Below are 25,012 nucleotides of genomic sequence, written 5' to 3' on the forward strand. Positions count from 1 at the left end.
TACGTTGAGCGGCCCGCTCCCACTCTCCGGAGGATGACATGCCCTCTCGTCTCAACCCCTACATCAACTTCCCGAACTCGGCCCGCGAGGCGCTGGACTTCTACCGCGGGGTGTTCGGCGGGGAGGTGTCCCTGAGCACCTTCGGCGAGAGCGGCGGCGCCGAGGGCCCCGATGCGGACAAGATCATGCACGGTCAGCTGGAGACGCCGGCCGGCTACACGCTGATGGTCTCGGACACCCCCACGGGCATGGAGCTCAGCACCGGCTCGAACGTCTCGATCAGCCTCAGCGGGGACGACACCGAGGAGCTGCGCGGGTACTTCACGAAGCTCTCCGAGGGCGGCGCCGTCACCGTGCCGCTGGAGAAGCAGATGTGGGGCGACGAGTTCGGCATGTGCGTGGACCGGTTCGGCATCGCGTGGATGGTCAACATCGCAGGCGCGGCCACCTGACGCCCACCGAGGCAAGGCTGACCTGACCCCCGGGGGCCACAGGTCGGCCCCCGCGGTCCCCCCGGGCCGGGCAGAGCAGGAGAGCCAGCCCAACCACGCAGCCCGGGGGTCGTGCCGTGTACCTGTCCAAGACCGAGGCCGCCGTCCTGTCGACCACCGTGGTCGGCAGCCGGCCCCCCGCCGTCCGGACCCGGCGGCGGCTGTGGCCGCTGCTCGGCCCCGCGTTCGTCGCGGCGGTGGCCTACGTCGACCCCGGGAACTTCGCGACCAACTTCTCCGGTGGCGCCTCGTTCGGCTACACCCTGCTGTGGGTGATCGTCGCGGCCAACCTCATGGCGATGCTCATCCAGGCGCTCACCGCCAAGCTGGGCCTGGCGACCGGCCGTGACCTGGCCAGCAACTGCCGGGCCCGGTTCCCCCGGCCGGTCACCTGGGGGCTGTGGGCGCAGGCCGAGGCGGTCGCCGTCGCCACCGACCTGGCCGAGATCGTCGGCGGCGCGGTCGCGCTCTACCTGCTCTTCGGGGTGCCGCTGCCGATCGGCGGGGTGATCACCGCCGTCGTCGCCTTCGTGCTGCTGGCCGCCCAGTCCCGCGGGTACCGCCCGTTCGAGCGGGTGATCGCCGGGCTGCTGCTGGTCATCGGCGGCGGCTTCGCCTACACGCTGGTCGCCTCCGGGGTCGACGCCGGAGGCGTGGCCTCGGGGCTGGTGCCCGGCTTCGCCGGCACCGACAGCCTCCTGCTGGCCACCGGCATCCTCGGGGCGACGGTGATGCCGCACGTCATCTACGTGCACTCCGCGCTCACCCCCGGCCGGTACGGCGACTCGATCACCGCCGGGCGCAGCAAGGCCGGTCGCGGCCGGCTGCTGCGCGCCCAGCGCCTCGACGTGCTGCTCGCCATGGGCCTCGCCGGCCTGGTGAACGCCGCGATGCTGGTGATCGCCGCGCAGCTGTTCACCGGGGACACCGCCATCAGCTCGCTGGAGAGCGTGCACGCCGGCCTGGGCGCCCAGCTGGGCAGCGGAGCGGCGCTCGCCTTCGCGATCGCCCTGCTGGCCTCGGGGTTCGCCGCCTCCTCGGTCGGCACGCACGCCGGTCAGGTCGTGATGGCCGGGTTCCTGCGCCGGCACATCCCCGTGCTCGTCCGCCGGCTGATCACCCTGGCCCCGGCCCTGCTCGTGCTCGGGCTGGGCGGCGACCCGACGACCGCGCTGGTCTGGTCGCAGGTGGTGCTCTCCTTCGGCATCCCGTTCGCCCTGGTCCCGCTGCTGTGGCTGACCAGCCGCCGCGACGTGATGGGCGCCTGGGTGAACCGGCGGGTCACCACGCTCGCGGGCGCGGTCGTGGCCGCGCTGATCATCGGGCTGAACGGCTACCTGCTGGTGAGCTTCGTCCGCTGATGGCGGCCATGTTGGCCAACATGGCCGACGGTCAGTCCGAGGCCTCCTCCGGGAACAGCGGGAAGCCGCTCTCGATCCCGGCGTCGAGCACCGCGGTGGCCGGGCCGCCGGCCCTCCGGACGGCGGCCGGGTCGATGAGCAGCTCGATGCCGTCGCCCTCCGGCCGCGGGCCGGCGGACCGGACGACGGCGGCGTGCTCGCGGCCCAGCCGCTCGGCCTCTCCCCGCAGGTCGCCGGGGCGGAACTCGGTCGGCTCCACCACCACGGTCAGGCCGGGGCCGGCCCGGTCGACGACCCGCCGCACCTCGGGCGGCGGCTCGCCGAACCAGCGGACGGTCAGCCGGGTGCGGTCGAGGCTGAGACCCGGCGTGCCGAAGTCGGGTGAGTCCCCGGCGGCCGCGCTCAGGCGCTCGAGCAGGTCGTAGACCTCCGGGCGGGTGCCCGGGTACACGACGTACTCGCCGTGGGCCACGCCCGGGGACGGGGCCGCGGACCGGCGCGGCTGCTTGCGCGGGGACATGCCCCGATCATCGGGGAACTCCGGCCCGGCGCACCTCGTTGACCCCCGGTCCGTCCCACCGCGTCCATCCCCGGCCCGCCCACCGTGGAGGTCCCGTGCTGCCCCTGCCCTCGCTGACCGACCAGGCCGAGCGCCTCGCCGCCCTGTCGATCCCCGGACTCCCCGTCGCGGAGCTCCGCGCGGCCGCCGACACCGGTCCCGACGGCAGCCTGCTCGCCGTCCACCCCACCTGCCTGCCCGCGTCCCGGCTCGCCGAGTGCGTCGAGCGCGAGGGCAGGCGGGGCTTCGTCGTCGCGGACATGACCGACGTCGACGCCTTCTCCCCCATCCCGGAGGCCGCGCTCCCCGACGCGCCGGTCTACGTCGTCTCCGCCCCCGACCGGGGGGACGCGATGGCCAACTGGAGCCCCGACGAGGCGCTGCCGGCCCTCACCGCGGCGGGCCGCTCCCCGCTCACGCTGACCGAGGGCCTGCACTGGCTGCTCCAGCAACCGGCCGCGCTGGACCGCAACCACTGCTTCATGACGATCGGCTCGCGGCTGCGCCGTCCCGACGGGCGGCTCGACACCCGCACCCCGGCGCTCTGGCTCAGCAACGGCACCGGCCGGGACGGCCGGGAGCGGCGCCATGCACCTAAGGTCGGCTGGTGCTGGGCCGGCAACCGGCACACGTGGCTGGGCTTCGCCTCCACCGCCGGCCGGACCGCACCGATGAGATCCGCGACCGACGAGGGTCTCCTCGACGACACCACCACCGGCCGGGTCTCCCCGGTCTCCTGAAGGGCAGGCGCATGGGCGCGATCAAGGTCCACGAGTTCACCACCGTCGACGGCGTGGTCGACGCCCCGATGTGGACGGTCGAGTACGGCTTCCCCGACGACCTGGCCGCCTCCATCGGCGCGCTGACGGCGTCGGCGTCCGGCATCCTGCTCGGCCGCACCACCTTCGAGATGTTCGCGCCGGCCTGGTCCACCCGGACGGCGGAGGACGACGAGGGCGCCCCCTTCTTCAACGACACCCGCAAGTACGTGGTGACCTCCACGCTCGCCGACGCCGAGTCCGTGTGGGCGAACTCGACCGTCCTCGGGGGCTACGACGCCGGCCGGATCCGCGCACTGAAGGAGGAGACGGACGGCGACCTGTACGTCAGCGGCAGCGCCACCCTGGTGCGGGCGCTGCTCGCCGACGGCCTGGTCGACGAGCTGCACCTGTACGTCTACCCGCTCGCCGTCGGGACCGGGATCCGGCTGTTCCCCGACGGCGCACCGCAGACGCCGCTGTCGCTGCTCGGCGCGGAGCGGCTGAGCAACGGGGTCGCCCACCTCACCTACGGGCCGGCAGCCGGCTGACTCCCCACCCCCGTGCCGGCCGCCCGTCCGGATCGGCCACGCTCTGGGCATGGAGATCTCCGGAGCGCGGATCTGGGTCACCGGCGCGTCGGCCGGCATCGGGGCTGCGCTGGCCCGGGAGCTGGCCGACCGCGGGGCCCGGGTGGCGATCAGTGCGCGCAACGCCGAGCAGCTGGCCGAGGTCGCTGGGGACCGGATGGTCGCCGTGCCGGTCGACGTCACCGACCGCGCCGCCACCGTCGCGGCCGGCGAGCGGGTGCGGGAGGCGCTCGGCGGGCTGGACGTCGCCGTCCTGAACGCGGGGACGTGGTCGCGGTTCCACGTGGAACCCTGGGACTCCGCGCTGTTCGCCGAGCACCTGCAGGTCAACGTGCTAGGGGCGGTGCACTCGATGGAGGCCGTCGTCCCCCGGATGCTGGCGGAGGGGCGCGGGCGGGTCGTCGGGGTGGCGTCGGTCGCCGGCTACCGCGGCCTGCCGGGGTCGGAGGCCTACAACGCCGGCAAGGCGGCGCTGATCAACCTGCTGGAGAGCCTGCGCGGGTCGCTCGCGCCGCAGGGCGTCGTCGTCCAGCTGGTGAACCCCGGCTTCGTCCGCACCCGGATGACCGACCGGAACCGGTTCCCGATGCCGTTCCTGATCGAGGTGGACCAGGCCGCCCGGACGATCGCCGACGGCATCGCCCGGGACAAGGCGGAGATCGTCTTCCCGGTGCCGATGATGCTGCTCATGAAGGCGGCCCGGCTGGTGCCGGTCCGCGCCTGGACGGCGCTCACCGCCGGCCTGGCCCGACGGGGACTGCACGGCGGCCCGGAGCGCCGGGCGACCCCCTGAGCATCAGTCCGGGACGGCGGCCGTCCTGCGCCGGCCGACGACGAGGGCCAGGACGCCGCCCGCCACCAGCAGCGCGCCGAACAGCAGCACGGAGAGCGCCGAGAAGCCGGTGTGGGCCAGGCCGTCGGCCGGGCTCGCGGTCGCCGGGTGCGGTGCGCCGGTCGCCGCGGCTGCCGTCGCCGCCGCGCCGGTCGTCGACGCGCCGGTCGCCCCTGCGGCCGGGTCACCGGGGCCGTGATCGGGGTCGGCGCCCCCGTGGCCGCGGGTGGCCCCACCGTCGCGGGCGCCGGGTCGGGAGCCGGCTGCACCGCGGGGGGCACCGCAGGTCCACCCCCGCCACCCGGCGGGGCGGCGGGCACCACGGCCGCGGCGAAGGTGGTCGGCGCCGAGGTGCCGGCGCTGTTGGTCGCGGTCACCGCGAACCGGTAGCTCATCCCGTTGGTCAGGCCGGTCACCGTGCACGACGTCCCACCGGTCGTGCAGCTCCGGTCATCGGTGGCCGCCGCCGTGGCGACCATCGCGCGCATCACCCGCGCCCCGGTGCCGGCCACGGCCACCCGCCCTCCGGGGCCCGCACCCCCGACCGTCACCGCCGAGCCGCCCACCGCGGGAGTGGCCACCACCGTGTACTCGGACACCGGCGCGCCGCCGTCGTCGGCCGGCGGCTGCCAGGACACCGCGGCCTGCCCGTCCCCGGGCACCACTGCGACCTCGGTCGGCGGACCCGGCGCGGTCACCGCCGGCGCCACCGGAGCCGCGGCCACCGTGCCCGAGACGGCTCCGGACCCCAGCGCGTTCACCGCCCGGACGACGATGTCGTAACTCGTGCCGTTGACCAGCGACTCACCGTCGGACCCCGTCACGACGGTGGCCGTGAGCCGGCTCCCGGCCGTCGCCGCCGCCAGTGCGGCCCAGGTCGTGCCGCCGTCGGTGCTCACCTCGTAGCCGGTCACGGGTGACCCGCCGTCGCGGGCCGGCGGCTCGAACGACAGCCCGAGCGCCCGGTCCTGCCCGGTCGCGGTCAGGTCGCCGACGGCGGCAGGCGGGGAGGACACCGCCACCCGGGCGATCGCCGTCCTCGCCAGCGAGATCGCCCAGACCCGGGAGCCCGCCGCGTCGACGACCAGGGAGCCGGGCATGAATCCGGCGGCAACCGTGACCCAGGGCGACGTCACCGTTCCCCCGTCACCGATCTTCACGATGCCGTCGACGTCCATGAGGGTGGCGTAGACGTCCCCGTCCCCGTCGACGGCGATGCCGCCGGGCCTCCCGGCGACGGTCACCCACGCTGCGGTCAGCACGCCATCGGCCGAGATGCGGCTGATCGAGCCGTTGAAGTCGGCGAAGTAGCCGGTGCCGTCGGGGGCGTACGCCACCCCCGCCGCGTACGTCCCCGTGGCACCGCGGACGACGGTGGGGACCCCGTCGGCGTCGATCCGGGTCACGGTGCCGTCGTAGCTGGCCATCAGCACCCCACCGCCCGGATGCGAGGCGAGGTACCAGGGCCGCGTCGCAACGGTGGCCCAGGCGCCGGTGACGGTCCCGTCGGAGGCCACCTTGGAGACCGTCCGCGTGAGGTAGTTCGCCGTGTACAGGTTGCCGGCCGCGTCGACGCTCAGGTCGACCGGGCCCCCGGGAACACTCACCCAGGCGGGGTCGGCCGTGCCGTCGGGCGCGATCCTGGCGATCGTGTCGCCCCCGGCCCCCCACTGGGCGCTGTAGACGGTGCCGTCCGGTGCGACGACGATGCCGCCCGGCCCGCCGGGCACCGCCGTCGGGGGGCCTGCCGCGGTGCCCGCGTCGGTGATCCGGGAGACGGCGTTGTCGTACCAGTGGCTGACGTGGACGGTGCCGTCCGGGGCCAGTGCCACCTGCTCGGGCTGACCTGCGTCCAGCGGGAACTCGGTGACCGTCGTCGCGGCCGCGGCGGGCGGCGCGACGACGGTGCCCAGGCCCACCGGCAGCACGGCCGCTGCGGTCAGCACCGCGACCCAGGCCGCGAGTCGACGGCGACCGGGCAGGACCCCACGCAACCGAGAGCTCACGGGCGCACCACCCCTGCCCTCAGTCCCGGACCGGGGACGCGGACCTGCGCCGGCCGGCAGCGAGCGCGAGTCCGCCGGCGGCGAGCAGGAGGGACGCCACCAGGAGCGCGACGAGCACGGGGAACCCGGTGTAGGCCAGGCCCCCGGCCGGGCTCGCGGTCGCCGGGCGCGGAGCGGTCGTCCCCGCCGCCCCGGCCGGCGGCGTCACGGTCGTCGGCGCCGGGGTCGTCGCTGGCAGCCCTGCTGGGGCACCGGCCGGCGCCGTCGGCACCACCGCGGCGAGGATGGCCGTCGCCAGCGAGGTCCCGGCGCTGTTCGTCGCCGTCACGGTGAACCGGTAGCTCACCCCGTTGGTCAGCCCGGTCACCGTGCAGGAGGTCCCGGTCGTGGTGCAGCTGCGCTCCTCACCGATCACCACGGTGTCGGCCGCCAGCGCCAGCCGCTCCCCACCCAGCCCGGTGGCAGCGACCCGGTTCCCGCGCAGGGCCGCCGGAGCGATCGCCGCTCCGCCTCCCGCCCGCTCGGGGGCGGCCACGACCGTGTACCCGGAGATCGGCGAGCCACCATCGTGGACCGGCGGGGTCCAGGAGACCGTGGCCTGCCCGTCCCCGGATGTCACGGTGACCTCGGCCGGCGGACCAGGAGCGGTCACCGGCGGGGCCGGCGGGGCCGCGGGGGCCGCGGGGGCCGCCGGCGCCACCGGGGCCGCGGCCGCCCCTGAGTCCGCACCCACACCCGCCGCGTTCAGCGCCCGCACCACCACGGCGTAGCTCGTGCCGTTCACCAGCGCGCCGCCGCCCGACGCCGTCGCGACGGTCGCCGTCAGCCGGCCGCCGGCAACCGCCGTGGCCAGCGACGCCCAGGTCGCGCCGCCGTCGGTGCTCACCTGGTAGCCGGTCACCGCCGACCCCCCGGTGCTGGCCGGGGCGTCGAAGACCAGCTCCAGCGCCGCGTCGCGCCCCGTCACGGCCAGGGCGCCGACCGCGCCGGGGACGGTCCGCGGGGTGGCGGCCTCCGTGGTCGACACGGCACCGGTGCCCGCGGCGTTCAGCGCCCGCACCACCACGTCGTAGCTCGTGCCGTTCACCAGGGCGCTCCCGGCTGAGGTGGCGCTGAGGACCGCGGTCAGCCGGCCACCGGCGGTGGCGGGCGACACCGCGACCCACGTCGTCCCGCCGTCGGTGCTGGCCTCGTAGCCGGTCACCGCCGACCCGCCGTCGCTGGTCGGGGCATCGAAGGACAGGGCCAGCGCCTCGTGCTGCCCGGTCACGGCCAGGGCGCCCACCGCGCTCGGCGGGAGCGTCTCGACCACCCGGGTGATCCCGGTGGTGTTCAGTCCCGCAGTCCAGAGCCGGCTGCCCGCCGCGTTGACGGCCACCCAACCGGGCTGGAGTGACGGGGTGAGCAGGGCCCACGCCGCGTCGACCGTGCCGTCCGGGGAGACCTTGGCGATGGCGCCGGGCGAGGCCAGGCTGACGTAGACGTCGCCGTCGCCGTCCACCGCGATGCCGCCCGGGGCCCTCGGGACCGTCGCCCATGCGGGGGTGACCACCCCGGCGTGTGTGATGCGGGTGATCGTCCCGTCGGGGTCGACGACGTACGCCGTCCCGTCGGGACCCGCCGCGACCCCGACCGGCGTCGACCCTGTCGCGCCGCGCAGCACCGTCGCCGCGCCGTTGGCGTCCAGGCGGGTCAGGCTGCCGTTGCTGTTCGCGGTGACGACCCCGCCCAGCGGGTCAGCGGCGAGGAGGACCGGCTGGGCCCCCACCGGCCCCCACGCCCCCGTGACGGTGCCGTCGGGGGCCACCTTGGTGACGTTCGCCCCGCCGGGGTTGCCCGTGTACAGGTTCCCGGCTGGGTCGATCGCCAGGGCGTAGGCGTTGTACGGCAAGGACGCCCAGGCGGGGGTGACCTGCCCGTCCGGGGCGATCCTGGCGATGGTCTTGCCGAGGAACTGAGCCGTGTAGACCGTGCCGTCCGCCGCCGCGACGATGCCCATGGGCATCCCCCCGACCGACGCGACGACCTCGGTCACCACACCGCCGTCGGTGACCCGGGACACCGTGTTGGCGTTGGCGTTGCTGTTGTAGGCGGAGCCCTCCGGCGTCAGCGCGATGCGGGCCACACCTCCCGCCGGCATGGTGAAGTCCGTCGCCGTCGTCGCCGCCACGGCGGGGGGTGCGACGACCGTGGCCAGGCCGACCGGCAGCACGGTCGCCGCCGTCAGCGCCGCGACCCATGCCGCGAGCCGGCTGCGAGTCGGCCGGTGCTTCGGCCGGCGAGCGGGCCGTCTGGTCATCACGGACGGAACGTAGGGCGCGACGCGTGGGATCGAGCCCAAGGACTCGCCACACCAGTCACTATCGGTCAGCGACCACACCCGGGAGGTGACTTGGCGACTCGGTCACCTCCCGCCGGGGTCAGTCCTTGGGGCCGCCCGCCACGTAGATCACCTGGCCGGACACGAAACCGGCGCCCTCGCTGCACAGGAACGACGCGGTGTGCGCGATGTCGTCGGGCTGGCCCATGCGGCCCACCGGGATCTGCTGGGCCGCCATCTCCCTGAACTGCTCGAACGGGATCCCCAGCCGCTCGGCGGTCGCCGCGGTCATCTCGGTCTCGATGAACCCGGGTGCGATGGCGTTGGCCGTGACGTTGAAGCGGCCCAGCTCGATGGCGAGGGTCTTGGTGAAGCCCTGCAGGCCTGCCTTGGCGGCGGAGTAGTTGACCTGGCCGCGGTTGCCCAGCGCCGAGGTGCTCGACAGGTTCACGATCCGGCCCCACCCGGCCGCGACCATGTGCTGCTGCGCCGCCCGGGTCATCAGGAAGGAGCCCCGCAGGTGCACGCCCATCACGGCGTCCCAGTCGTCGACGCTCATCTTGAACAGCAGGTTGTCGCGGATGATCCCGGCGTTGTTGACCAGCACGGTCGGGGCGCCGAGCTCGTCGGCGACCCGCTCCACCGCCGCGGTGACCGAGGCCTCGTCGGCGACGTCCGCGCCCACCGCGAGCGCCTCGCCGCCCGCACCGGTGATCGCCTCGACCGTGCCGGCGCACGCGGCCTCGTCGAGGTCGAGCACCGCGACCTGCATGCCGTCCGAGCCGAGCCGCCGGGCGATGGCCGCGCCGATGCCGCGCGCTGCCCCGGTGACGATCGCCGTCCTGTGCTGTGCCACTGCGTTCTCCTCGCCCAGTCGCTGCGTGGCGGCCGGCGGCCGCCACGTCTCCGCGCATTCCATCAAGCCGCCTCGGACCGGCGGACGACGGTGCCCCCGGCGGCCCTCAGGCCCCGCGCCACGCGGCGTCGAAGAAGCCGACCTCCAGCTGCATCGCCCGCCGGTAGGCCCGCCGCAGCGCCGGGGAGTCCGGGCCGGCGTCGAGCAGCGCCTCGAGCGTGCGGGCGAGCTCCTCGAACCCGGGGTCGGCGTAGGTGTCGACCCACTCGGTGTAGTCGCCGCGGGCCTGCCCGGCGAGCGCCTGACCGAGGTGCGCGTACAGCCGCATGCACGGCGTCATCGCGGCGCAGGTCAGGTCCGCGCTGCCCACCGCGGCGGTGGCCACCAGGAAGTCGGTGTAGGCCGACGTCGCGGGCAGCGGTTCCACCGCGGCCAGGTCGATCCCCCACCGCTCGGCGTACGCCGCGTGCAGCCGCAGCTCCTCGCGCACCCCGGCGAGCAGGTCGGCGAACGCGTCGAGGCCGGCCCGGTCCCGGCTGTGGACGACGCCGAGCGCGTACCCGCGGGCGAACGCCTCCAGGAAGAACGCGTCCTGGGCCACGTAGCCGGCGAACCGCTCCCGGGGCAGCGAGCCGTCGGCGATGCCCTGCACGAACGGATGGGCCAGCGCGGCCGCGGCCAGGTCGGCGTTCGCCGTCCACAGCTCTCCGGACAGGCTCATCCCGCCGCCAGCGCCATGTCCCAGAACGCGACCTCGGCGGCCACCACCTCGTCGAACACCGCCTCCGGCTCGGCGGCGGGCAGCGCGTCGGCCGCCGCCGCGAGCCCGGCCACGTACCCGGCGAACCCCGGGACGGTCCAGTGCTCGACGAACTCCCGGTAGACCGGCGCGCCGGGGAGCGCGCCGGACCAGGCGTCCAGGTAGGTGCGCTCGATCGTCCACAGCGCGGTCAGCGCGGTCGGCACGTCGGCCCCCTCGAGCCGGGCCAGCAGCGCGGCGTAGCCGCGGGTGGCCGGCAGCGCCGGAGCGGCCAGGTCCAGCCCGCGCCCGGCGGCCAGCTCCTCGAACCAGGCCAGCTCCTCGACCAGCGCGACCGCCCCGCCGGCGAGCACGGCCTGCGCCGGCCGCGGCGCCCGGGCGAGCAGCCGGGCCTGGAACCGCAGCAGGTCGGCGACGAACCGGGCGTCCTGCACGAGCCAGGTGTCGAACGCCGCCACCGGCACGCTGCCGTCGCGCACGCCGCGCAGGAACGGGTGGTCCGTGGCGTCGCGCCAGGCGTCGGCACGGCGGGCGGGGAGATCGGCGACCGGCACGGCGCGGACTCTACGAGGTGGCTAGGGTGACCCCTGTCATGGCTGGAGGCCATGTGCGGGAGCTCGGGCAGACCGGGCTGAGAGGGCGGCTGAGCGCCGCCGACCGCTGGAACCTGACCGGGTAATGCCGGCGTAGGGAGCGTCTCGTGAGCGTTGGCTCGACCACCCGTCCGTCCGCGGCCCGGGGGGACGCACCGCTCACCCTGGCCGAGCGCCCGCCGCGCACCCTGGGCCTGCGCGACTCGCTGGGCCTGTGGGGCAACCTCGGCATCAGCCTGCTGCTGCCGGTCGCCGCCGTCTTCGTCGTCCTCCCCGACGGCTCGCTGGGCACGTCCCTCGCCGCGATCGTCGTCGGGGCGCTCATCGGCGGGACCCTGCTGGGGCTGGCCGCGGCGGCCGGCGCCCGCGAGCAGGTGCCTGCCATGGTGCTGCTGCGCGGGCTGCTCGGCCGGCGCAGCTCCTACCTGCCGACCGCGCTGAACCTCGTGCAGTGCATCGGCTGGGCCACGTTCGAGATCGTGATCATCGCCGAGGCCGCGTCCCGGGTGCTCGACGCGCCGCGCTGGCCGTTCGCGCTCGCCGCCGGCGTGCTGGCCACCGCCATGGCCCTGCGCCCGCTCGGCGTCGTCCGGGTGCTCGCCCGGTACGCCGTCTGGGCGGCCCTGGCCGCGCTGGCCTACCTGTTCGCCCAGGTCCTGGCCGAGCCGCTGCCGCCGATCAGCGGCGGCGGGGCGACGTCGTTCTGGACGGCAGCCGACATCGTCATCGCGCTGCCGATCTCCTGGCTGCCGCTGGCCGCCGACTACACCCGGCACGCCCGCAGCGCCCGGATCGCGGGGGTCGGGGCGGGCGTCGGCTACGGCCTCGCCACCGTCGTCATGTTCACCCTCGGCGTGCTGGCGCTGGCCGCCTACGGCAGCTCCGGCCTGGACGTCGTCGACGCGCTGCTCGCCGTGCCGCTGGGCGCGCTGGCCGTGCTCGTCCTGGTGGTCGTCGAGCTCGACGAGGCCTTCGCCAACCTCTACTCGACGGCGGTGTCCGCCCAGAACGTGGTGGCCCGGGCCGACCGCCGGCTGCTGGCGCTGGCCGTCGGCACCGCGGCGACCGTGCTGGCGCTGACCTTCGACATCGCCGCCTACGAGCCGTTCCTCTTCCTGATCGGCGCGGTGTTCGTGCCGCTGGCCGGGGTGTTCGTGGTGGCGTACTGGCTGGTGCCCCGGGGCGCCTGGGACACCTCCGACAGCGCACCCGCCCGGCCGGCGCTGCTGGTGCCCTGGGCGGCCGGCTTCGTCGCCTACCAGCTGACCCTGCCCACGTACCTCACCGGCCCGGGCGCCGGCTGGACCGCGTGGTGGACCGCGCGGCAGACCGACCTCGGCATCGACCCGGCCAACGGCTGGTCGGCGTCGCTGGTCAGCCTGGCCGTCGCGGTGCTGCTGACCGCGGCGGTGCTGCTCCCCGCGGCGGCGCGCGGGCGACGCCGGTGAGCCGCCCCCTCGGGCCGCTGCACGTGCTCACCGACGCGCGCGGTGGGCCGGCCGCGCTCGCCGCGGTCGAGGCCGCGGTCGCCGCCGGCGCGCCGGTCGTGCAGGTCCGCGCCAAGGGCAGCACCGACCGGGAGCTGTACGCGTTCGCCCGGGCGGTGGTCGAGGTCTGCGCCGCCGCCGGGGCCACCTGCCTGGTCAACGACCGGGTCGACGTCGCGCTGGCGGCCGGGGCCGACGGCACGCACCTGGGCGCCGACGACCTGCCGCTGGCCGCGGCCCGCCGGGTGGCCGGCCCCGGCCACCTGCTCGGCGGCACCGCCCGCGACCCCGCGCGGGCGCGGCTGCTCGTCGCGGAGGGTGCCGACTACCTCGGGGTCGGCCCGGCGTGGCCGACCAGCACCAAGACCGGGCTCCCCGACGCGCTCGGCCCGGCCGGGGTGCGCGCGGTGGCGACGGCGGTCGACGTGCCGGTCATCGCGATCGGCGGCGTGACCGTCGCGCGGGTCGCCGACCTGCTGGCCGCCGGAGCCGCCGGGGTGGCCGTGGTCGGTGCGGTGTCCGCGGCGCCCGACCCCCGCGCGGCCACCCGGGAGCTGCTGCGCGCGCTGGGTGCTCGATGACCGGCGGCGACTGGGTGACCGGCGACGTCGCCGTCGCCGGCGGCGGGCTGGTCGGCCTGGCGGTGGCCTGGCGGGCGGCCCAGCGCGGCCTCGGGGTGACCGTCGTGGACGACGCGCCCGGCAGCGGGGCCTCCGCGGCCGCCGCGGGCATGCTCGCGCCGGTCACCGAGGCGTCCTACGGCGAGGAGGCGCTGCTGCGGCTGTGCGCCGCCTCGCTGCAGCGCTACCCGGCCTTCGCCGCGGAGCTGGAGGAGGCGACCGGTCTGCCCGTCGGCCTGCGCACCGCCGGCACCCTCGTCGTCGGGTTCGACGAGGACGACGTCCGCCAGCTGGACGTCCTGCACGGCTTCCAGCGGGAGCTGGGGCTGGCCGCCGAGCGGCTGACGCCGCGGGCCGCCCGCCGCCGCGAGCCGTCGCTCACCCCGCGGGTGCGCGGCGGTCTCGCGGTGGACGGCGACCACTCCGTCGACGGCCGGGCCCTGCACCGCGCGCTGCTGGCCGCCGCCACCGCGGCCGGGGTCCGGGTGCTGCGGCAGCGGGTCGCCGGGCTGCTGGTCGACGGCGGCCGGGCGGCGGGTCTGCGGCTGGACGACGGCGCCCGGCTGGCCGCGGGCAACGTCGTCCTGGCCCTGGGAGCCCGCAGCGCGACGCTGCCCGGCGTCCCGCCGCTGCCGGTGCGCCCGGTCAAGGGGCAGATCCTGCGGATGGCCGGCGCGGCGGGGCTGCTGGAGGGCACCGTGCGGGCGCTGGTCCGCGGCCGGCACGTCTACCTGGTGCCCTACGGCGGCGACCGGCTCATCGTCGGGGCCACCGTCGAGGACCGCGGCTTCGACGCGACCGTGACCGCCGGCGGCGTGCACGACCTGCTGCACGACGCCATCGAGGTGGTGCCGGCGGTCAGCGAGCTGGAGCTCACCGAGACGCTGGCCCGCTGGCGCCCGGGGACCCCGGACAACGCCCCGGTGCTGGGGCCCTCATCGCTCCCCGGCCTGGTGCTGGCCACCGGCCACCACCGCAACGGCGTGCTGCTCACCCCGGTGACCGGCGAGGTGGTCGCCGAGCTGCTCGCCACCGGCGTGCTCCCCGGGCTCGCCGCTCCCTTCACCGCCGAGAGGTTCACCCACCGATGAGCGTTCCCGTCACCGTCAACGGCGCGGCGGCCGACCTGGCCGCCGGCACCACCGTCGCCGACCTGGTCGCCGCGCGCAGCGGCGGGCACGACCGGGTCGCCGTCGCCCGCAACGGCGACGTCGTCCCGCGCAGCAGCTGGCCGTCGACGTCCCTGCAGCCCGGGGACGTCGTCGAGGTGCTCGCCCCCACCGCAGGAGGATGACCATGACCACCACTGAGCTCGCCCCCACGCCCGTCGGCGACCCGCTGACCATCGCCGGGGAGACCTTCACCTCCCGGCTGCTGCTGGGCACCGGCGGCGTGCCGAGCCTGGAGGTCCTCGACCGCGCGCTGCGCGCGTCCGGCACCGGGTTGGTGACCGTCGCGCTGCGCCGGGTGGAGGCCTCCACCAGCGGCGCGATGCTCGAGGTGCTCGACCGCTGCGGGGTGCGGCTGCTGCCCAACACCGCCGGCTGCCGGACCGCCCGGGAGGCAGTGCTGACCGCCCGGCTGGCCCGCGAGGCGTTCGGCACCGACTGGGTGAAGCTGGAGGTCATCGGCGACGAGCAGACCCTGCTGCCGGACGCGGTCGAGCTGCTCGACGCCGCCGAGCAGCTCGTCGCCGAGGGGTTCACCGTGCTCGCCTACACGACCGACGACCCGGTGCTCGGCCGGCGGCTGGCCGACACCGGCTGCGCCGCGGTGATGCCCCTCGGGTCGCCGATCGGCAGCGGCCTGGGCATCCGCAACCCGCACTCGATCGCGCTGCTGCGGGAGGCGGTCGACGTCCCGGTCGTGCTGGACGCCGGGATCGGCACCGCCTCGGACGCCGCTCTCGCGATGGAGCTCGGCTGCGACGCCGTGCTGCTGGCCTCGGCGGTCACCCGGGCCCGCGATCCGGAGCGGATGGCGCACGCCATGCGGCAGGCGGTCGAGGCCGGGCGGCTGGCGCGCACCGCCGGGCGGATCCCGCGCCGGTGGCACGCGGAGGCCTCCACCCCGATGGCCGGCCTGCCCGAGCTGTGACCGCGCTGCCCCGGCTGCTCGTCCTCACCGACCGCACCCGCTGTGCCGGGTCCCTGACCGGCACGGTGGCCGCGGCGGTCGCGGCCGGCGCCCGGGCGGTGGTCCTGCGGGAGAAGGACCTGCCCGCCGCCGAGCGCGCGCGGCTGGCCGCGCAACTGCAGGAGGTGCTCGACCCGGTCGGCGGGGTGCTGGTCGTCGCCGGTGCCGATCCGACCGGGACGGCCGACGCCGTCCACCTGGCGGCGGGCGACCCGTTCCCCTCCCCCCGCCCGGCGCTGGTCGGCCGGTCCTGCCACGACCGGGCGGAGGTGGCGCAGGCCGCCGCGGAGGGCTGCGACTGGGTGTTCGTCTCCCCCGTCTTCCCCACCTCCTCCAAGCCGGGCTACGGCCCGGCGCTCGGCCCGGCCGGACTGGCCGCGCTGGTCGCGGGAGCACCTCCGGCGTACGCGCTGGGCGGGGTCCGCCCCGGGGACGTCGGCGCGTGCCTGGCCGCGGGCGCCGCCGGCATCGCGGTCATGGGCGCCGTCATGGCCGACCCGGGCTCGGTGCGGGCGTACCTGGGCTCCCTCCCGGCCGGCCGGCCCACCCGAGCCCCCCGCCGCGACCGGGCGGAGGCCCTGCGGCACGATTGAGGCGCGACTCACAGCCCGGGCGGGGTTTGACGGCGATCCGGCGAGCCAAGACAGGGGGTCGCCGTTGAGTCGACTTCGGCACGAACGCGAGGAGAACGTGTGGCAGGCGGGCCGGCCGGATCCTCGTGGCCCTCGTCTCCCCCGCCCCCTGCCGGCGACGGCTGGAACTGGGAGCTGACCTCCGTCGCCGAGCTGCCCCGGGTCCGCCAGGACCTGCGCCGGGGCCTCGCCGCCGCCGCCCGCGGGCACACCACCGACGAGCTCGACGAGGCCGTCGTCCTCGCCTTCGACGAGATGGCCTCCAACGCGCTGCGCCACGGCGGCGGCCAGGTGCGCGCGCAGGTGCGGGCCACCCGCGACGGCTGGCTGATCGAGGTCCGGGACGCGGCCGCGTCCCGGCCGCCGCAGCCCGCGGTGGGCCGCGATCCCAGCCAGGGCGGCCTCGGGCTCTACCTGATCGCCGAGATGGCCCACGACCACGGCTGGCACGTCGCCGACGGCCAGAAGGCCGTCTGGGCGCTCCTGCCCCGGGGCTGAACCCGGCCTACGGCCGCGGCGGCAGGACCTGGGGACCGGCCTCCGGCGGACGCGGACGGTCCTCCGGGTGCAGCCGGACGGCCACCAGCGCGACGTCGTCCTCCGACCCGCCCGGCCGCATCCGGGCCAGCAGCTGGTCGCACAGCTCGGCCAGCGGCAGCTCCCCCAGCTCCGCGACCAGCTCCCGCAGGCGGGCCACCCCGTCGTCGAGCAGCAGGCCAGGCCCCTCCACGAGCCCGTCGGTGTAGAGCAGCACGGTCGCCCCGCGCCGCAGGGTCACCACCTGCTCCTTGCGGGGGGCCGTGGGGTGGACGCCCAGCATGAGGTCGGCCCGCTCGTTGGCCAGCACCTCCACGCTGCCGTCGACGTGCAGCACCATCAGCGGCGGGTGCCCGGCACTCGACCAGCGCAGCCGGGTCTCCCCGCGCCCCCGCTCCTCCGGGGTCTGCTCGAACCGGGCCACCGCCGCGGTGGCCAGCGTGTGCACCTGCAGGCCCGCGATCGCCCGGTCCAGGTCGGCGAGGACGTCCGCCGGCCCGCCGCCGGTGCTGTACGCGATCCCGCGGAGCAGGCTGCGCAGCTGGCCCATCGCGGCCGCCGCGACGGTGTCGTGGCCGACCACGTCGCCGATCGCGACCATGGTCGCGCCGCTGGGCTGCAGGAAGGCGTCGTACCAGTCGCCGCCCACCTGGGCGGCGCGGCCGGCCGGGACGTAGCGGACGGCGATCTCGGCGTGGTCGGGCTCGGGCGGGGCGGTGAGCATGCTGCGCTGCAGGTCCTCCGCCATCCGGCGTTCCTGCTCGTGCAGCGCCGCGCCGTCCAGGGCCAGCGCCACCCGGTCGGCGAGCTCGCCCAGCGTCTCCTGCTGCCAGGTGTCCATGGGCTCGCGGCCCCGGTCGCGGTACACGCTCATGGCGCCCAGCACGCGGCCGCGGGCGCGCAACGCCAGGGTCACCGCCGTCCCGGGGTCCAGCTGCCAGTAGGCGTCCCGCACGGCCCCCGCCGGCAGCCCGCTGCCGACGGCGGCGGCGACGTCGGGCACCACGCGGACGCCGCTGGAGGCCAGGGCCTGGACGAGCGGGGCGGTGTTGTCGAGGGCGGCCAGGCGCAGCTCGGCGTACCGCGCCACCGTCGGCCGCCGCTCCGGGTCGCGGTGCCAGCTGGCGACGTCGTGCAGCCGGCCGTCCTCCTCGACGAGGCTGGCGATCACCCAGTCCCCCAGCTCGGGGACGACGGCGCGGGCCAGCTCCTGCACCGCCGCCCGGGCTCCGCGGCGCTCGACGAGCGCGGCCGACAGCACGTCGGAGACCCGGGTGGTCAGCGACAGCCGCTGCTCCCGCCGGCGCGCGGCCTCCTCGGCCCGGCGGCGCTGGGTGACGTCGAGGAAGTACACCGCCAGCCCGTCCGGGTCCGGCCACGCCCGCACCTCGTACCAGCTGTCCAGCGGCGGGGGGTAGTACGCCTGGAACGTCGCCATCCGCCCCGACTCCATGGCGCCCCGGTAGTGCAACTCGAAGTCGTTGCCGACGGCGGCGGGGAAGAGCTCCCAGATCTCGCCGCCGATCAGCTCCTCGCGCGGCCGGCCCAGCAGCCGCTCGGCCTCGCCGTTGACGTAGGTGAAGGTCCAGTTCCGGCCCAGGGAGAAGAAGGCCGCGGACATCGACTCCAGCACCCGGGCCACCCGGGCGTCGGCCTGCCGCTCCACCGTGGTGTCGTGCGCGGCGCCCACCAGCCGGACGGCGACCCCGCGCTCGTCGGCCAGGGCCCGGCCGCGCCCGCGGATCCAGCGCGTCTCCCCGGACGGGAGCACGGCGCGGAATTCGGCGTCGTACAGCCCGCAGGTGTCGATCGCGCTCTGCAGCGCGGACCGCACCCGGTCGACGTCGTCCGGGTGGGTGCGCGCGAGGAAGTCGCGGATGGAGCCGGTGAACGACGAGCGGTCGTGGCCGAACATCGCCATCAGCCGGTCGTCCCAGGTCAGCCGGCCGGTGACCAGGTCCCAGTCGAAGCTGCCGATGCCGGCCGCGTCGATGGCCAGGTCCCAGCGGAGCCGGCCGGCCTCCAGCTCGGCGGTGACCGAGGTCAGCTCCAGCTCGGTCACGACCGGGCCGGCCAGCCGCTCGAGCAGGACGACGTCGGCGTCGGACCAGTCGTGCGGCTCCGGCCCGAACGCGGCCAGCACGCCGACGACGTCCCCGCCGGAGGTGTCGAACAGCGGTACGCCCAGGTAGGCGGCGACCTCGCCGGCGCGCACCGCGGCCAGCCCGGACACCCGCGGGTCGGTGCGGACGTCGCGGTAGGCCCGGGGGGCCCGCGCCGCCACCACCGTCCCGGCCAGCGTCTCGTCCAGCGGCCGCTGCTCGCCCACCCGCCACGCCGGGCGGCCGGACGCGCCGGCGATCGTCTGCACCTGCGCGGTCAGCGCCACCCCCGCCGAGGGCATGTGCAGCAGCGTGGCGGCCAGGTCGGTGAGCCGCTGCAGACCCGGGCTGCCCACCGCCGGACCGGGTGCGCGGCGGCCGGCCGCCAGCCGGGAGGGGTCGTGCAGCGGCATCGTCGCGGTCCCCTCCGCCGGCGCGGTGGCCGGCTGCCCCTCCGCGTGCTGTCCCCCGATCATGCCTGGTGGCCCGGGACCCGCCCACGTCACCTCCGGAGCCCGGGCGACGGGAGGATGTGCCGATGGAGGCCGTCGACCGACTCCGCCCTCGGGCCGGGCCGCTGCAGCGGGCTTGGGCCCGGCACCCCCGCCTCGGCCTGGCGGTCAAGGCGGCCGTGGCGGCCGCCCTCGCCTGGACCGTGGCGCAGGCGGTTCCCGACCCGGCCGGGGAGTACCCCTACTACGCCCCGCTGGGGGCGATGCTCGCGACGACCACCACCCTGGCCGGCTCGGCCCGGGAGGCGGCGCAGACCGTCGCCGCGATCGTGGCCGGCGCCGGCATCGCGCTGGCCGTGGACGCGCTCGCCCCGCCCAACGTGGTGACCATCGCCCTGGTCGTGGGCGCGGGGGTGCTGCTGGCCGGCTGGCAGCGGCTGGGCAGCGCCCGCAGCTGGGTGCCCACCGCGGCTCTGTTCGTCCTGATCATCGGCGGCCAGGACCCGGTCGGCTACGTGCTCGGCTACGCCGGGCTGACCGCCCTGGGCGCGGTGGTCGGCGTGGCCGTGACCGCGGCCTTCCCACCGCTGCCGCTGGCCTCCTCGCAGGCGCAGCTGGCCCGGCTGCGGGACACCCTCGCCGCCCAGCTGGACGACCTCGCCGACGGGCTGCGGCAGGAGCGCCCGCCCACCGAGGAGGAGTGGCAGGAGCGGATCCACCGCATCGACCCGGTGCTGGCCCAGATGCGGTCGGCGGTGCAGGAGACCGCCGAGGCCCGCCGGGGCAACCGCCGTGCCCGGCGGTACCGCCAGGACGTCGATCGGCAGTACGCCCAGGCGCGGGCACTGGAGCACCTGGCACTGCTGATCGAGGACCTGACCCAGGTGATCTCGGAGACCGAGACCGCGGCGGCCGCGCGGGTGGCGCTCGGTCCGGGGTTGCGGCCGCCCGCCGCCACCGCACTGGCCGCGCTGGCTGGCGCGCTGCGCTCGGTGGAGGGGGCCACCGCCGACCCCGACGTCACCCGGCGGGCCTACGACGCCCTGCACTCGCTGGCCGGCGCACTGCGCACGACCCGGGCCCGGAGCGCGGACGACCTGTTCGTGGCCAGCAGCATCCTGGTCGGGATCCGGCGGGCCCTGGCCGCCGTCGTCCCGCAGGAGCTCGCCGAGGAGGAACAGCCGGCTGAGCAGGCTCAGCGGCCGACGGCGTAGCCCTGCATGCCCCGCGGGTTGGCGGCCGCCCGCAGCACGCCGGTCTCCGGGTCGACGGACACCGCCGACAGCCGGCCCAGCGACCACCCGTCGGAGACGGTCACCGTGTGCCCGCGCCGGCGCAGCTCGCCGATGACGTCGTCGCCGACGCGGGACTCCACGACCACCTCACCGGGGGTCATGTCCCGCGGGTAGAACGACGACGGGAAGCTGGTGGTGTGCCAGGCCGGCGCGTCGATGGCCGCCTGCAGGTCCAGCCCGCCGAGCGTGTGGGCCAGCCAGAAGCACAGCTGCCACTGGTCCTGCTGGTCCCCGCCCGGTGTGCCGAAGGCCAGGGTGGGGACGCCGCCGCGCAGGGCCAGCGACGGGGAGAGCGTGGTCCGCGGGCGCTTGCCCGGCACCAGGGAGTTGGGGAGCCCGGGCTCCAGCCAGAACATCTGCGCCCGGGTGCCGAGCGGGAAGCCCAGGGCGGGGATGACCGGCGAGCTCTGCAGCCAGCCGCCGGACGGGGTGGCCGAGACGATGTTCCCCCAGCGGTCGACGACGTCCACGTGGCAGGTGTCGCCGCGGGTGGTGCCGCGTGCGTCGACGGTGGGCTCGCCGACCCCGGCGACCGTGGCGCCGGAGGGGCGTTCGCGCCCGGAGGTGTCGGTGACGAAGGCGGGCAGCCGCGGCGGGCGCCCACCGGGTGAGCCGGGCCGCAGCTCGGTGCTGGCCCGGTCGCCGATGAGCGCCCGCCGTCCGCTGGTGTAGGCGGCCGACAGCAGGTCGTCCACCGGCACGCTCGCGTCGTCCCCGTACCAGGCCTCCCGGTCGGCCATCGCCAGCTTCACCGCCTCGACGCCGGCGTGGACCAGCTCGGCGTCGGGGGCAGCGGAGGCGGACCGACCGCGGGGCCCGGCCGGCAGGACGCCGTCCAGCATCGCCAGCGCCTGGAGCAGTGCCGGGCCCTGGGACCACGGCCCGGCCTTCGCGAGCGTCCACCCGCGCCAGTCGAGGGTGACCGGCGGCTCGTACGTCGGGCGCCAGCCGGCCAGGTCCTCACCCGTCAGGAAGCCGCGGTGCGGACGACCGGAGTCGTCCATGACCGGATGACGGGAGAACTCGTCGATCGCCTCGGCGACGAACCCCGTGTTCCAGGCCGCGAGTGCCGCGTCGATCTGCGCCTCTCGGGAGGGACCGCGCGCTGCGTCGAGCAGTCGGCGGTAGGTCGAGGCGAGGACCGGGTTGCGGAACGGGCGGCCGGCCGCGGGGGGAGCTCCGTCGGCGGCGAGCCAGGTGGCGGCCGAGGTCGGCCAGTGCGTGGTGAAGTGCTCGGAGACCGAGGCGACGGTCGCGGCGACCCGCGGGAGGAGCGGGTGGCCGTGCTCGGCGTACTCGATGGCGAAGCGGAGGACGGCGTCCAGCGGCAGGGTGCCGTGGTCGCGCAGGAGCGTCAGCCAGGCGCCGAAGGCGCCGGGCACGGTGGCGGCCAGCAGACCCGTCCCGGGGATGAGCCCGAGTCCGAGGTCGGCGAACGCCTGGGTCGTCGCACCGGTCGGGGCCACGCCCTGACCGGAGAGGACGACGGGGACCCCCGCACCGGTGGCTGCCCGCGGGCTTCGGGCGAAGAGGACCGGGACCTCACCGCCCGGCCCGTTGAGATGCGGCTCGACGACCTGCAGGGTGAACCCTGCAGCGACCGCAGCGTCGAACGCGTTGCCACCGGCCTCGAGGGTCGCCATGCCCGCTGCGCTGGCGAGCCAGTGCGTCGAGGCGACCATCCCGAAGGTGCCGGCGAGCTCCGGCCGCGTGGTGAACACGTAGCCAGCCTAAGGAGCCGCGGCCGGGTCGCGCTGGGTCCAGCGGGGCCCCGCGGCGGCGCGGCGGTCGTCGGCGTGCTCGGCAGCTCACGCATCGGCACCGGCCGGTCGCTCTCGGGGGCCCGGCGCCGCAGCACCGGCGAGTGCTCTGCCGGCAGGGTCAGCCGGTGGACCGTCGGGGGCGCCGGCCGGTTCCACGCGAGCCGCGTGCCGTGCGCGCCGCTGCCCCAGCGGGCCGCGCGGTGCGCCACCGCGCGCAGCGGGTCGAGCACGCGGCCGGCCAGCCGGGCGGCGACGGAGGCGTGCCGCCCGGGCACGGGGGAGGCGAGCAGGTCCGCCGTCAGGTCCGTGGCGGATGCCAGGGCGGCCTCCAGCGCGGGGTCCACCCGGGCCGGGGCAGGGCCGGGCGTGACCGGTCGCGGCGCTGCGGGGCGCCGGGCCGGCGCCGGGCGCGGCGCGGGGGCAGGGCCGCTGCCCAGGCTGTGCACGGTCCGGGGCGTGCCGCCCCAGGCGAGCCACTCGCCGTCGGTCCCGGCCCCCCAGCTGCCGGAGCGCCGGAGCAGGCCCCGGAGCCCGGCGCCCGGGTGGCCTCCGGGCGCCGGTGCAGCTGGGACCCGGGCCGTCCCGTGCCGGAGGGCAGGAGCGACCGTGGCGACCGATCGTGCGTCGTCCATCGCTTGCCTCCTCAGGTAGTGCCGCAGTCGGGGAAGGGACCGCGGACAAGGAAGAAACTAGGGACGACGGCGCCCGCGGACCCGCTTCCGGAGGCCCTCCGCCCGGCCGCGTGACCGAACCGTTGCCCTGACCCTCCGTGCCGGGCGGTGACCGTCCTCCGGGCCGGTCACTTGTCGACTCCGACCGGGGAAAAGACCAGGTCACCCTCGCGATGACCGGTCGGTCACCCTGGCGGTCGGGGCGGCGCACCGGCGTGTCGCACGGGTCTGGTGGGATGAACCGGTGACCGACAGTGCTGTCGGCCGCCCTCCTGCCCGGGTCTCCGGGTGCTCACCGGACGCCCGGGACCGGTCGCGACCCGGGTGCCCGGCGACCGGACCCCGTGGTGCGCGCCCCGAGGGCGTCGGCCACCATGGTCTCCGGCGGAGCACCCGGCCGAGGGGAGGGCTGACATGAGCGGACTGGTCTGGCCGTCTGCCCCCGTCCCCACCGAGGACGGTGACGTGTGGCGCTGGGAGCTGCCCACCGTGCACGACGCGAGCCGGGTGCGGATGGACCTGCGGGCCCGGCTCGCCCACCCCTCACTGGCGGCCCGCTCGACCGAGGACGCCCGGGAGGGACTGCTCCTGGTCTTCGAGGAGCTCTCGTCCAACGCGCTGCGCCACGGCGGCGGTGCGGTCGAGGCGATGATCACCGCGATCCCGAGCGGCTGGGTCGTCGTGCTGACCGACGGCTCGCCCGACGCGCCCCCGCGGCCGGAGATCGACCGCGACCCCGCCTTCGGCGGGATGGGCCTGCCGATGGTGGCCCAGCTGTCGGTCGACTTCGGCTGGTGCAGCGAGCCGAGCCGCAAGCGGGTGTGGGCCCGGCTGCCCTCCGGTCTCGGGGCCACGTCGGTGCCGCACCCGCGCAGCTCGTCGGGCCCGGCCGGCACCGCCTGAGGATCGACCCCGGAGCACCCCGGCGGTTGAGCGTCCCCCGGGGAGGGCAGACACGGGCAGCTGCCCGCGACCAGAGGAGGTCCGTGTGTTCCCGGCCGAGAACATCCGTGATTGGCGCACGATGAACGTCGTCGACCCGGAGGGATCCAAGATCGGCACCCTGGAGTCGGTCTACGTGGACACCACCACCGACCAGCCGTTCTTCGCCGCCGTCACCACCGGGATCATCGGCCGGCACAAGCTCACGTTCGTGCCGCTCACCGGGGCGACCGTCTCACCGGACCACGTGCGGGTCGCCGTGAGCAAGGACCTCGCGAAGAACGCGCCGTCGATCGACACCGACGGGGAGCTCACCGCCGAGCAGGAGCCGGACGTCTTCGCGCACTACTCCCTGCCCTACACCCCGGGCGTGCGGCGGCTCGCCCGCCGCTAGGTGTGCTGACCGCGGACGTGCGCGACGACGCGCGAAGACACGGCGCGCGATGACACGGCGCGCCCGCCACGGAGTTCCCCCGCCGACGCGTGCTGCTCCGAGGTGGCGGGACCGCCGTGCCCGGTACCCGGCCGGCTCGCGGGGCAGGTCGGAGCGGTCAGGCGCTGCGGCGGGCCGCGAAGAGGTTCGCGGCGTCCCGCAGGCTCTTCGTCGGCCGCAGCCACGCACCGTCCGCCGGCAGCGCGTCGAGCCGGACGCGGTCCAGCGGGGCGGCGAAGGCGCCCGGCACGTCCTCGATGTCGATGAACTGCAGCAGCTCGGAGCTGATCGCGTACCCGGCGACCTCGCTGAAGGCGACGACGACGACCTCGGTGCCGGCCCGGGCGAGGTCCTCCAGCGGCTCGGCGAAGTTCCGCCCGTCACCGGAGAAGACGACCAGGCGGCGCAGCCGGTTGCTGTGCGCACGCATGCTGATGTGGTCGAGCATCGACTGGTCGATGTCGTCGTCCGGCTGCAGCTTGGGCCGGGCGAACACGGCGTAACCGAAGCTGCGCAGCGCCTCCACCCAGCGCTGCAGCGAGGTGACGTGCTGCGGCGGGACGTTGGCGAAGACGCAGGCCTCCACGTCCGGCGGCTCGGGGGCCGTGGGGTCCTCGGCGCCGTCGACGAACCACGCGGCGATCGCGTCGAACCGGGGCCGGGAGGCAGCGGTGGGCCGCGCCCCGATCACGGTCGCCAGCGTCATGTCGATGTTCGGGGCGTCCCAGACCAGCAGGTCCAGCGCCGGCCGAGCGACGTCGAACCGGCCGTCCGCGGACACGGTCCCCACCTCGTAGCTGTCGGTCACCGGCTCAG

General features: G+C 76.4%; 23 protein-coding genes and 1 riboswitch. Of the genes, 15 read left to right on the forward strand and 8 right to left on the reverse strand.

The window, feature by feature from the left end:
• The first annotated feature begins 38 nt into the window (after positions 1 to 38).
• On the forward strand, positions 39 to 452 hold the full coding sequence (locus HL189_RS19435) for a VOC family protein (protein WP_369135376.1): 414 nt from the start codon (positions 39 to 41) through the stop codon (positions 450 to 452).
• A gap of 116 nt (positions 453 to 568) precedes the next feature.
• Positions 569 to 1,852 (forward strand): Nramp family divalent metal transporter, encoded by a 1,284-nt coding sequence (locus tag HL189_RS19440; protein ID WP_369135377.1) that lies wholly within the window; start codon positions 569 to 571, stop codon positions 1,850 to 1,852.
• Between the two features lie 31 nt (positions 1,853 to 1,883).
• Here HL189_RS19440 and HL189_RS19445 read toward each other — a convergent pair whose 3' ends face one another.
• Entirely contained in the window at positions 1,884 to 2,372 is a 489-nt protein-coding gene (locus HL189_RS19445) for a hypothetical protein (RefSeq protein WP_369135378.1), read from the reverse strand.
• A gap of 95 nt (positions 2,373 to 2,467) precedes the next feature.
• On the opposite strand from HL189_RS19445, the gene HL189_RS19450 reads away from it, so the two are divergent.
• From HL189_RS19450 to HL189_RS19460, 3 genes are read left to right on the forward strand one after another with little or no spacing between them, the layout of a single operon-like run.
• The gene (locus HL189_RS19450) at positions 2,468 to 3,151 is read left to right on the forward strand and encodes a DUF5701 family protein (protein ID WP_369135379.1); all 684 of its coding nucleotides are present in this window, start codon (positions 2,468 to 2,470) and stop codon (positions 3,149 to 3,151) included.
• An 11-nt stretch (positions 3,152 to 3,162) separates the two neighbouring features.
• Positions 3,163 to 3,720: a dihydrofolate reductase family protein gene (locus HL189_RS19455; RefSeq protein WP_369135380.1), complete on the forward strand. Its 558-nt coding sequence runs from the start codon at positions 3,163 to 3,165 to the stop codon at positions 3,718 to 3,720.
• 49 nt (positions 3,721 to 3,769) lie between these two features.
• Positions 3,770 to 4,552, forward strand: a complete 783-nt coding sequence (locus HL189_RS19460; RefSeq protein WP_369135381.1) for an SDR family NAD(P)-dependent oxidoreductase — start codon at positions 3,770 to 3,772, stop codon at positions 4,550 to 4,552.
• A 2,064-nt stretch (positions 4,553 to 6,616) separates the two neighbouring features.
• On the opposite strand, the gene HL189_RS19465 is transcribed toward HL189_RS19460, so the two are convergent.
• The 4 genes from HL189_RS19465 to HL189_RS19480 all read right to left on the reverse strand — a co-directional run bounded on the left by HL189_RS19465 (position 6,617) and on the right by HL189_RS19480 (position 11,087).
• Positions 6,617 to 8,899 carry a hypothetical protein gene (locus HL189_RS19465; protein ID WP_369135382.1) on the reverse strand — a complete coding sequence of 761 codons (2,283 nt, stop codon included), beginning with the start codon at positions 8,897 to 8,899 and terminating at the stop codon, positions 6,617 to 6,619.
• Positions 8,900 to 9,017: 118 nt separating this feature from the next.
• Positions 9,018 to 9,773, reverse strand: coding sequence for a 3-oxoacyl-ACP reductase FabG (gene fabG, locus HL189_RS19470; protein ID WP_369135383.1), 756 nt, complete (start codon positions 9,771 to 9,773; stop codon positions 9,018 to 9,020).
• A gap of 106 nt (positions 9,774 to 9,879) precedes the next feature.
• Complete coding sequence (locus HL189_RS19475; protein ID WP_369135384.1) at positions 9,880 to 10,494, reverse strand: TenA family protein; 615 nt, start codon at positions 10,492 to 10,494, stop codon at positions 9,880 to 9,882.
• Entirely contained in the window at positions 10,491 to 11,087 is a 597-nt protein-coding gene (locus HL189_RS19480; protein ID WP_369135385.1) for a TenA family transcriptional regulator, read from the reverse strand. Before HL189_RS19480 ends, HL189_RS19475 begins: the two co-directional genes overlap by 4 nt.
• 45 nt (positions 11,088 to 11,132) lie before the next feature.
• A riboswitch (TPP riboswitch) is annotated at positions 11,133 to 11,243 on the forward strand.
• Here HL189_RS19480 and HL189_RS19485 point away from each other — a divergent pair.
• From HL189_RS19485 to HL189_RS19515, 7 genes are all read left to right on the forward strand, one after another.
• Complete coding sequence (locus tag HL189_RS19485) at positions 11,234 to 12,574, forward strand: cytosine permease (RefSeq protein WP_369135386.1); 1,341 nt, start codon at positions 11,234 to 11,236, stop codon at positions 12,572 to 12,574. (Overlaps the previous riboswitch by 10 nt.)
• Complete coding sequence (thiE, locus tag HL189_RS19490) at positions 12,571 to 13,194, forward strand: thiamine phosphate synthase (RefSeq protein ID WP_369135387.1); 624 nt, start codon at positions 12,571 to 12,573, stop codon at positions 13,192 to 13,194. Before HL189_RS19485 ends, thiE begins: the two co-directional genes overlap by 4 nt.
• The gene (gene thiO / locus HL189_RS19495; RefSeq protein WP_369135388.1) at positions 13,191 to 14,324 is read left to right on the forward strand and encodes a glycine oxidase ThiO; all 1,134 of its coding nucleotides are present in this window, start codon (positions 13,191 to 13,193) and stop codon (positions 14,322 to 14,324) included. Before thiE ends, thiO begins: the two co-directional genes overlap by 4 nt.
• On the forward strand, positions 14,321 to 14,527 hold the full coding sequence (gene thiS, locus HL189_RS19500; RefSeq protein WP_369135389.1) for a sulfur carrier protein ThiS: 207 nt from the start codon (positions 14,321 to 14,323) through the stop codon (positions 14,525 to 14,527). Before thiO ends, thiS begins: the two co-directional genes overlap by 4 nt.
• A 2-nt stretch (positions 14,528 to 14,529) precedes the next feature.
• The gene (locus HL189_RS19505; RefSeq protein WP_369135390.1) at positions 14,530 to 15,330 is read left to right on the forward strand and encodes a thiazole synthase; all 801 of its coding nucleotides are present in this window, start codon (positions 14,530 to 14,532) and stop codon (positions 15,328 to 15,330) included.
• Complete coding sequence (locus tag HL189_RS19510; RefSeq protein WP_369135391.1) at positions 15,327 to 15,962, forward strand: thiamine phosphate synthase; 636 nt, start codon at positions 15,327 to 15,329, stop codon at positions 15,960 to 15,962. Before HL189_RS19505 ends, HL189_RS19510 begins: the two co-directional genes overlap by 4 nt.
• 99 nt (positions 15,963 to 16,061) lie before the next feature.
• Complete coding sequence (locus HL189_RS19515; RefSeq protein ID WP_369135392.1) at positions 16,062 to 16,499, forward strand: ATP-binding protein; 438 nt, start codon at positions 16,062 to 16,064, stop codon at positions 16,497 to 16,499.
• A gap of 7 nt (positions 16,500 to 16,506) precedes the next feature.
• On the opposite strand, the gene HL189_RS19520 is transcribed toward HL189_RS19515, so the two are convergent.
• The gene (locus HL189_RS19520; RefSeq protein WP_369135393.1) at positions 16,507 to 19,053 is read right to left on the reverse strand and encodes a SpoIIE family protein phosphatase; all 2,547 of its coding nucleotides are present in this window, start codon (positions 19,051 to 19,053) and stop codon (positions 16,507 to 16,509) included.
• 125 nt (positions 19,054 to 19,178) lie between these two features.
• Here HL189_RS19520 and HL189_RS19525 point away from each other — a divergent pair, with 125 nt between their 5' ends.
• The gene (locus HL189_RS19525; RefSeq protein ID WP_369135394.1) at positions 19,179 to 20,306 is read left to right on the forward strand and encodes a hypothetical protein; all 1,128 of its coding nucleotides are present in this window, start codon (positions 19,179 to 19,181) and stop codon (positions 20,304 to 20,306) included.
• Here the strand turns inward: HL189_RS19525 and HL189_RS19530 are convergent.
• Positions 20,288 to 22,108: a gamma-glutamyltransferase family protein gene (locus HL189_RS19530; protein WP_369135395.1), complete on the reverse strand. Its 1,821-nt coding sequence runs from the start codon at positions 22,106 to 22,108 to the stop codon at positions 20,288 to 20,290. The genes HL189_RS19525 and HL189_RS19530 overlap by 19 nt on opposite strands.
• Positions 22,109 to 23,235: 1,127 nt before the next feature.
• Between HL189_RS19530 and HL189_RS19535 the strand changes: the two genes are divergently transcribed.
• A complete protein-coding gene (locus HL189_RS19535) occupies positions 23,236 to 23,724 on the forward strand; it encodes an ATP-binding protein (RefSeq protein WP_369135396.1) in 489 nt (162 codons plus the stop codon).
• A gap of 85 nt (positions 23,725 to 23,809) precedes the next feature.
• Positions 23,810 to 24,157, forward strand: coding sequence for a PRC-barrel domain-containing protein (locus tag HL189_RS19540; protein ID WP_369135397.1), 348 nt, complete (start codon positions 23,810 to 23,812; stop codon positions 24,155 to 24,157).
• 157 nt (positions 24,158 to 24,314) lie between these two features.
• On the opposite strand, the gene HL189_RS19545 is transcribed toward HL189_RS19540, so the two are convergent.
• On the reverse strand, positions 24,315 to 25,004 hold the full coding sequence (locus HL189_RS19545; RefSeq protein ID WP_369135398.1) for an NYN domain-containing protein: 690 nt from the start codon (positions 25,002 to 25,004) through the stop codon (positions 24,315 to 24,317).
• Positions 25,005 to 25,012: the final 8 nt, after the last annotated feature.

This window comes from Modestobacter sp. I12A-02662 (genome assembly GCF_041028325.1).
In the GTDB taxonomy this organism is placed as follows: Bacteria; Actinomycetota; Actinomycetes; order Mycobacteriales; family Geodermatophilaceae; genus Modestobacter.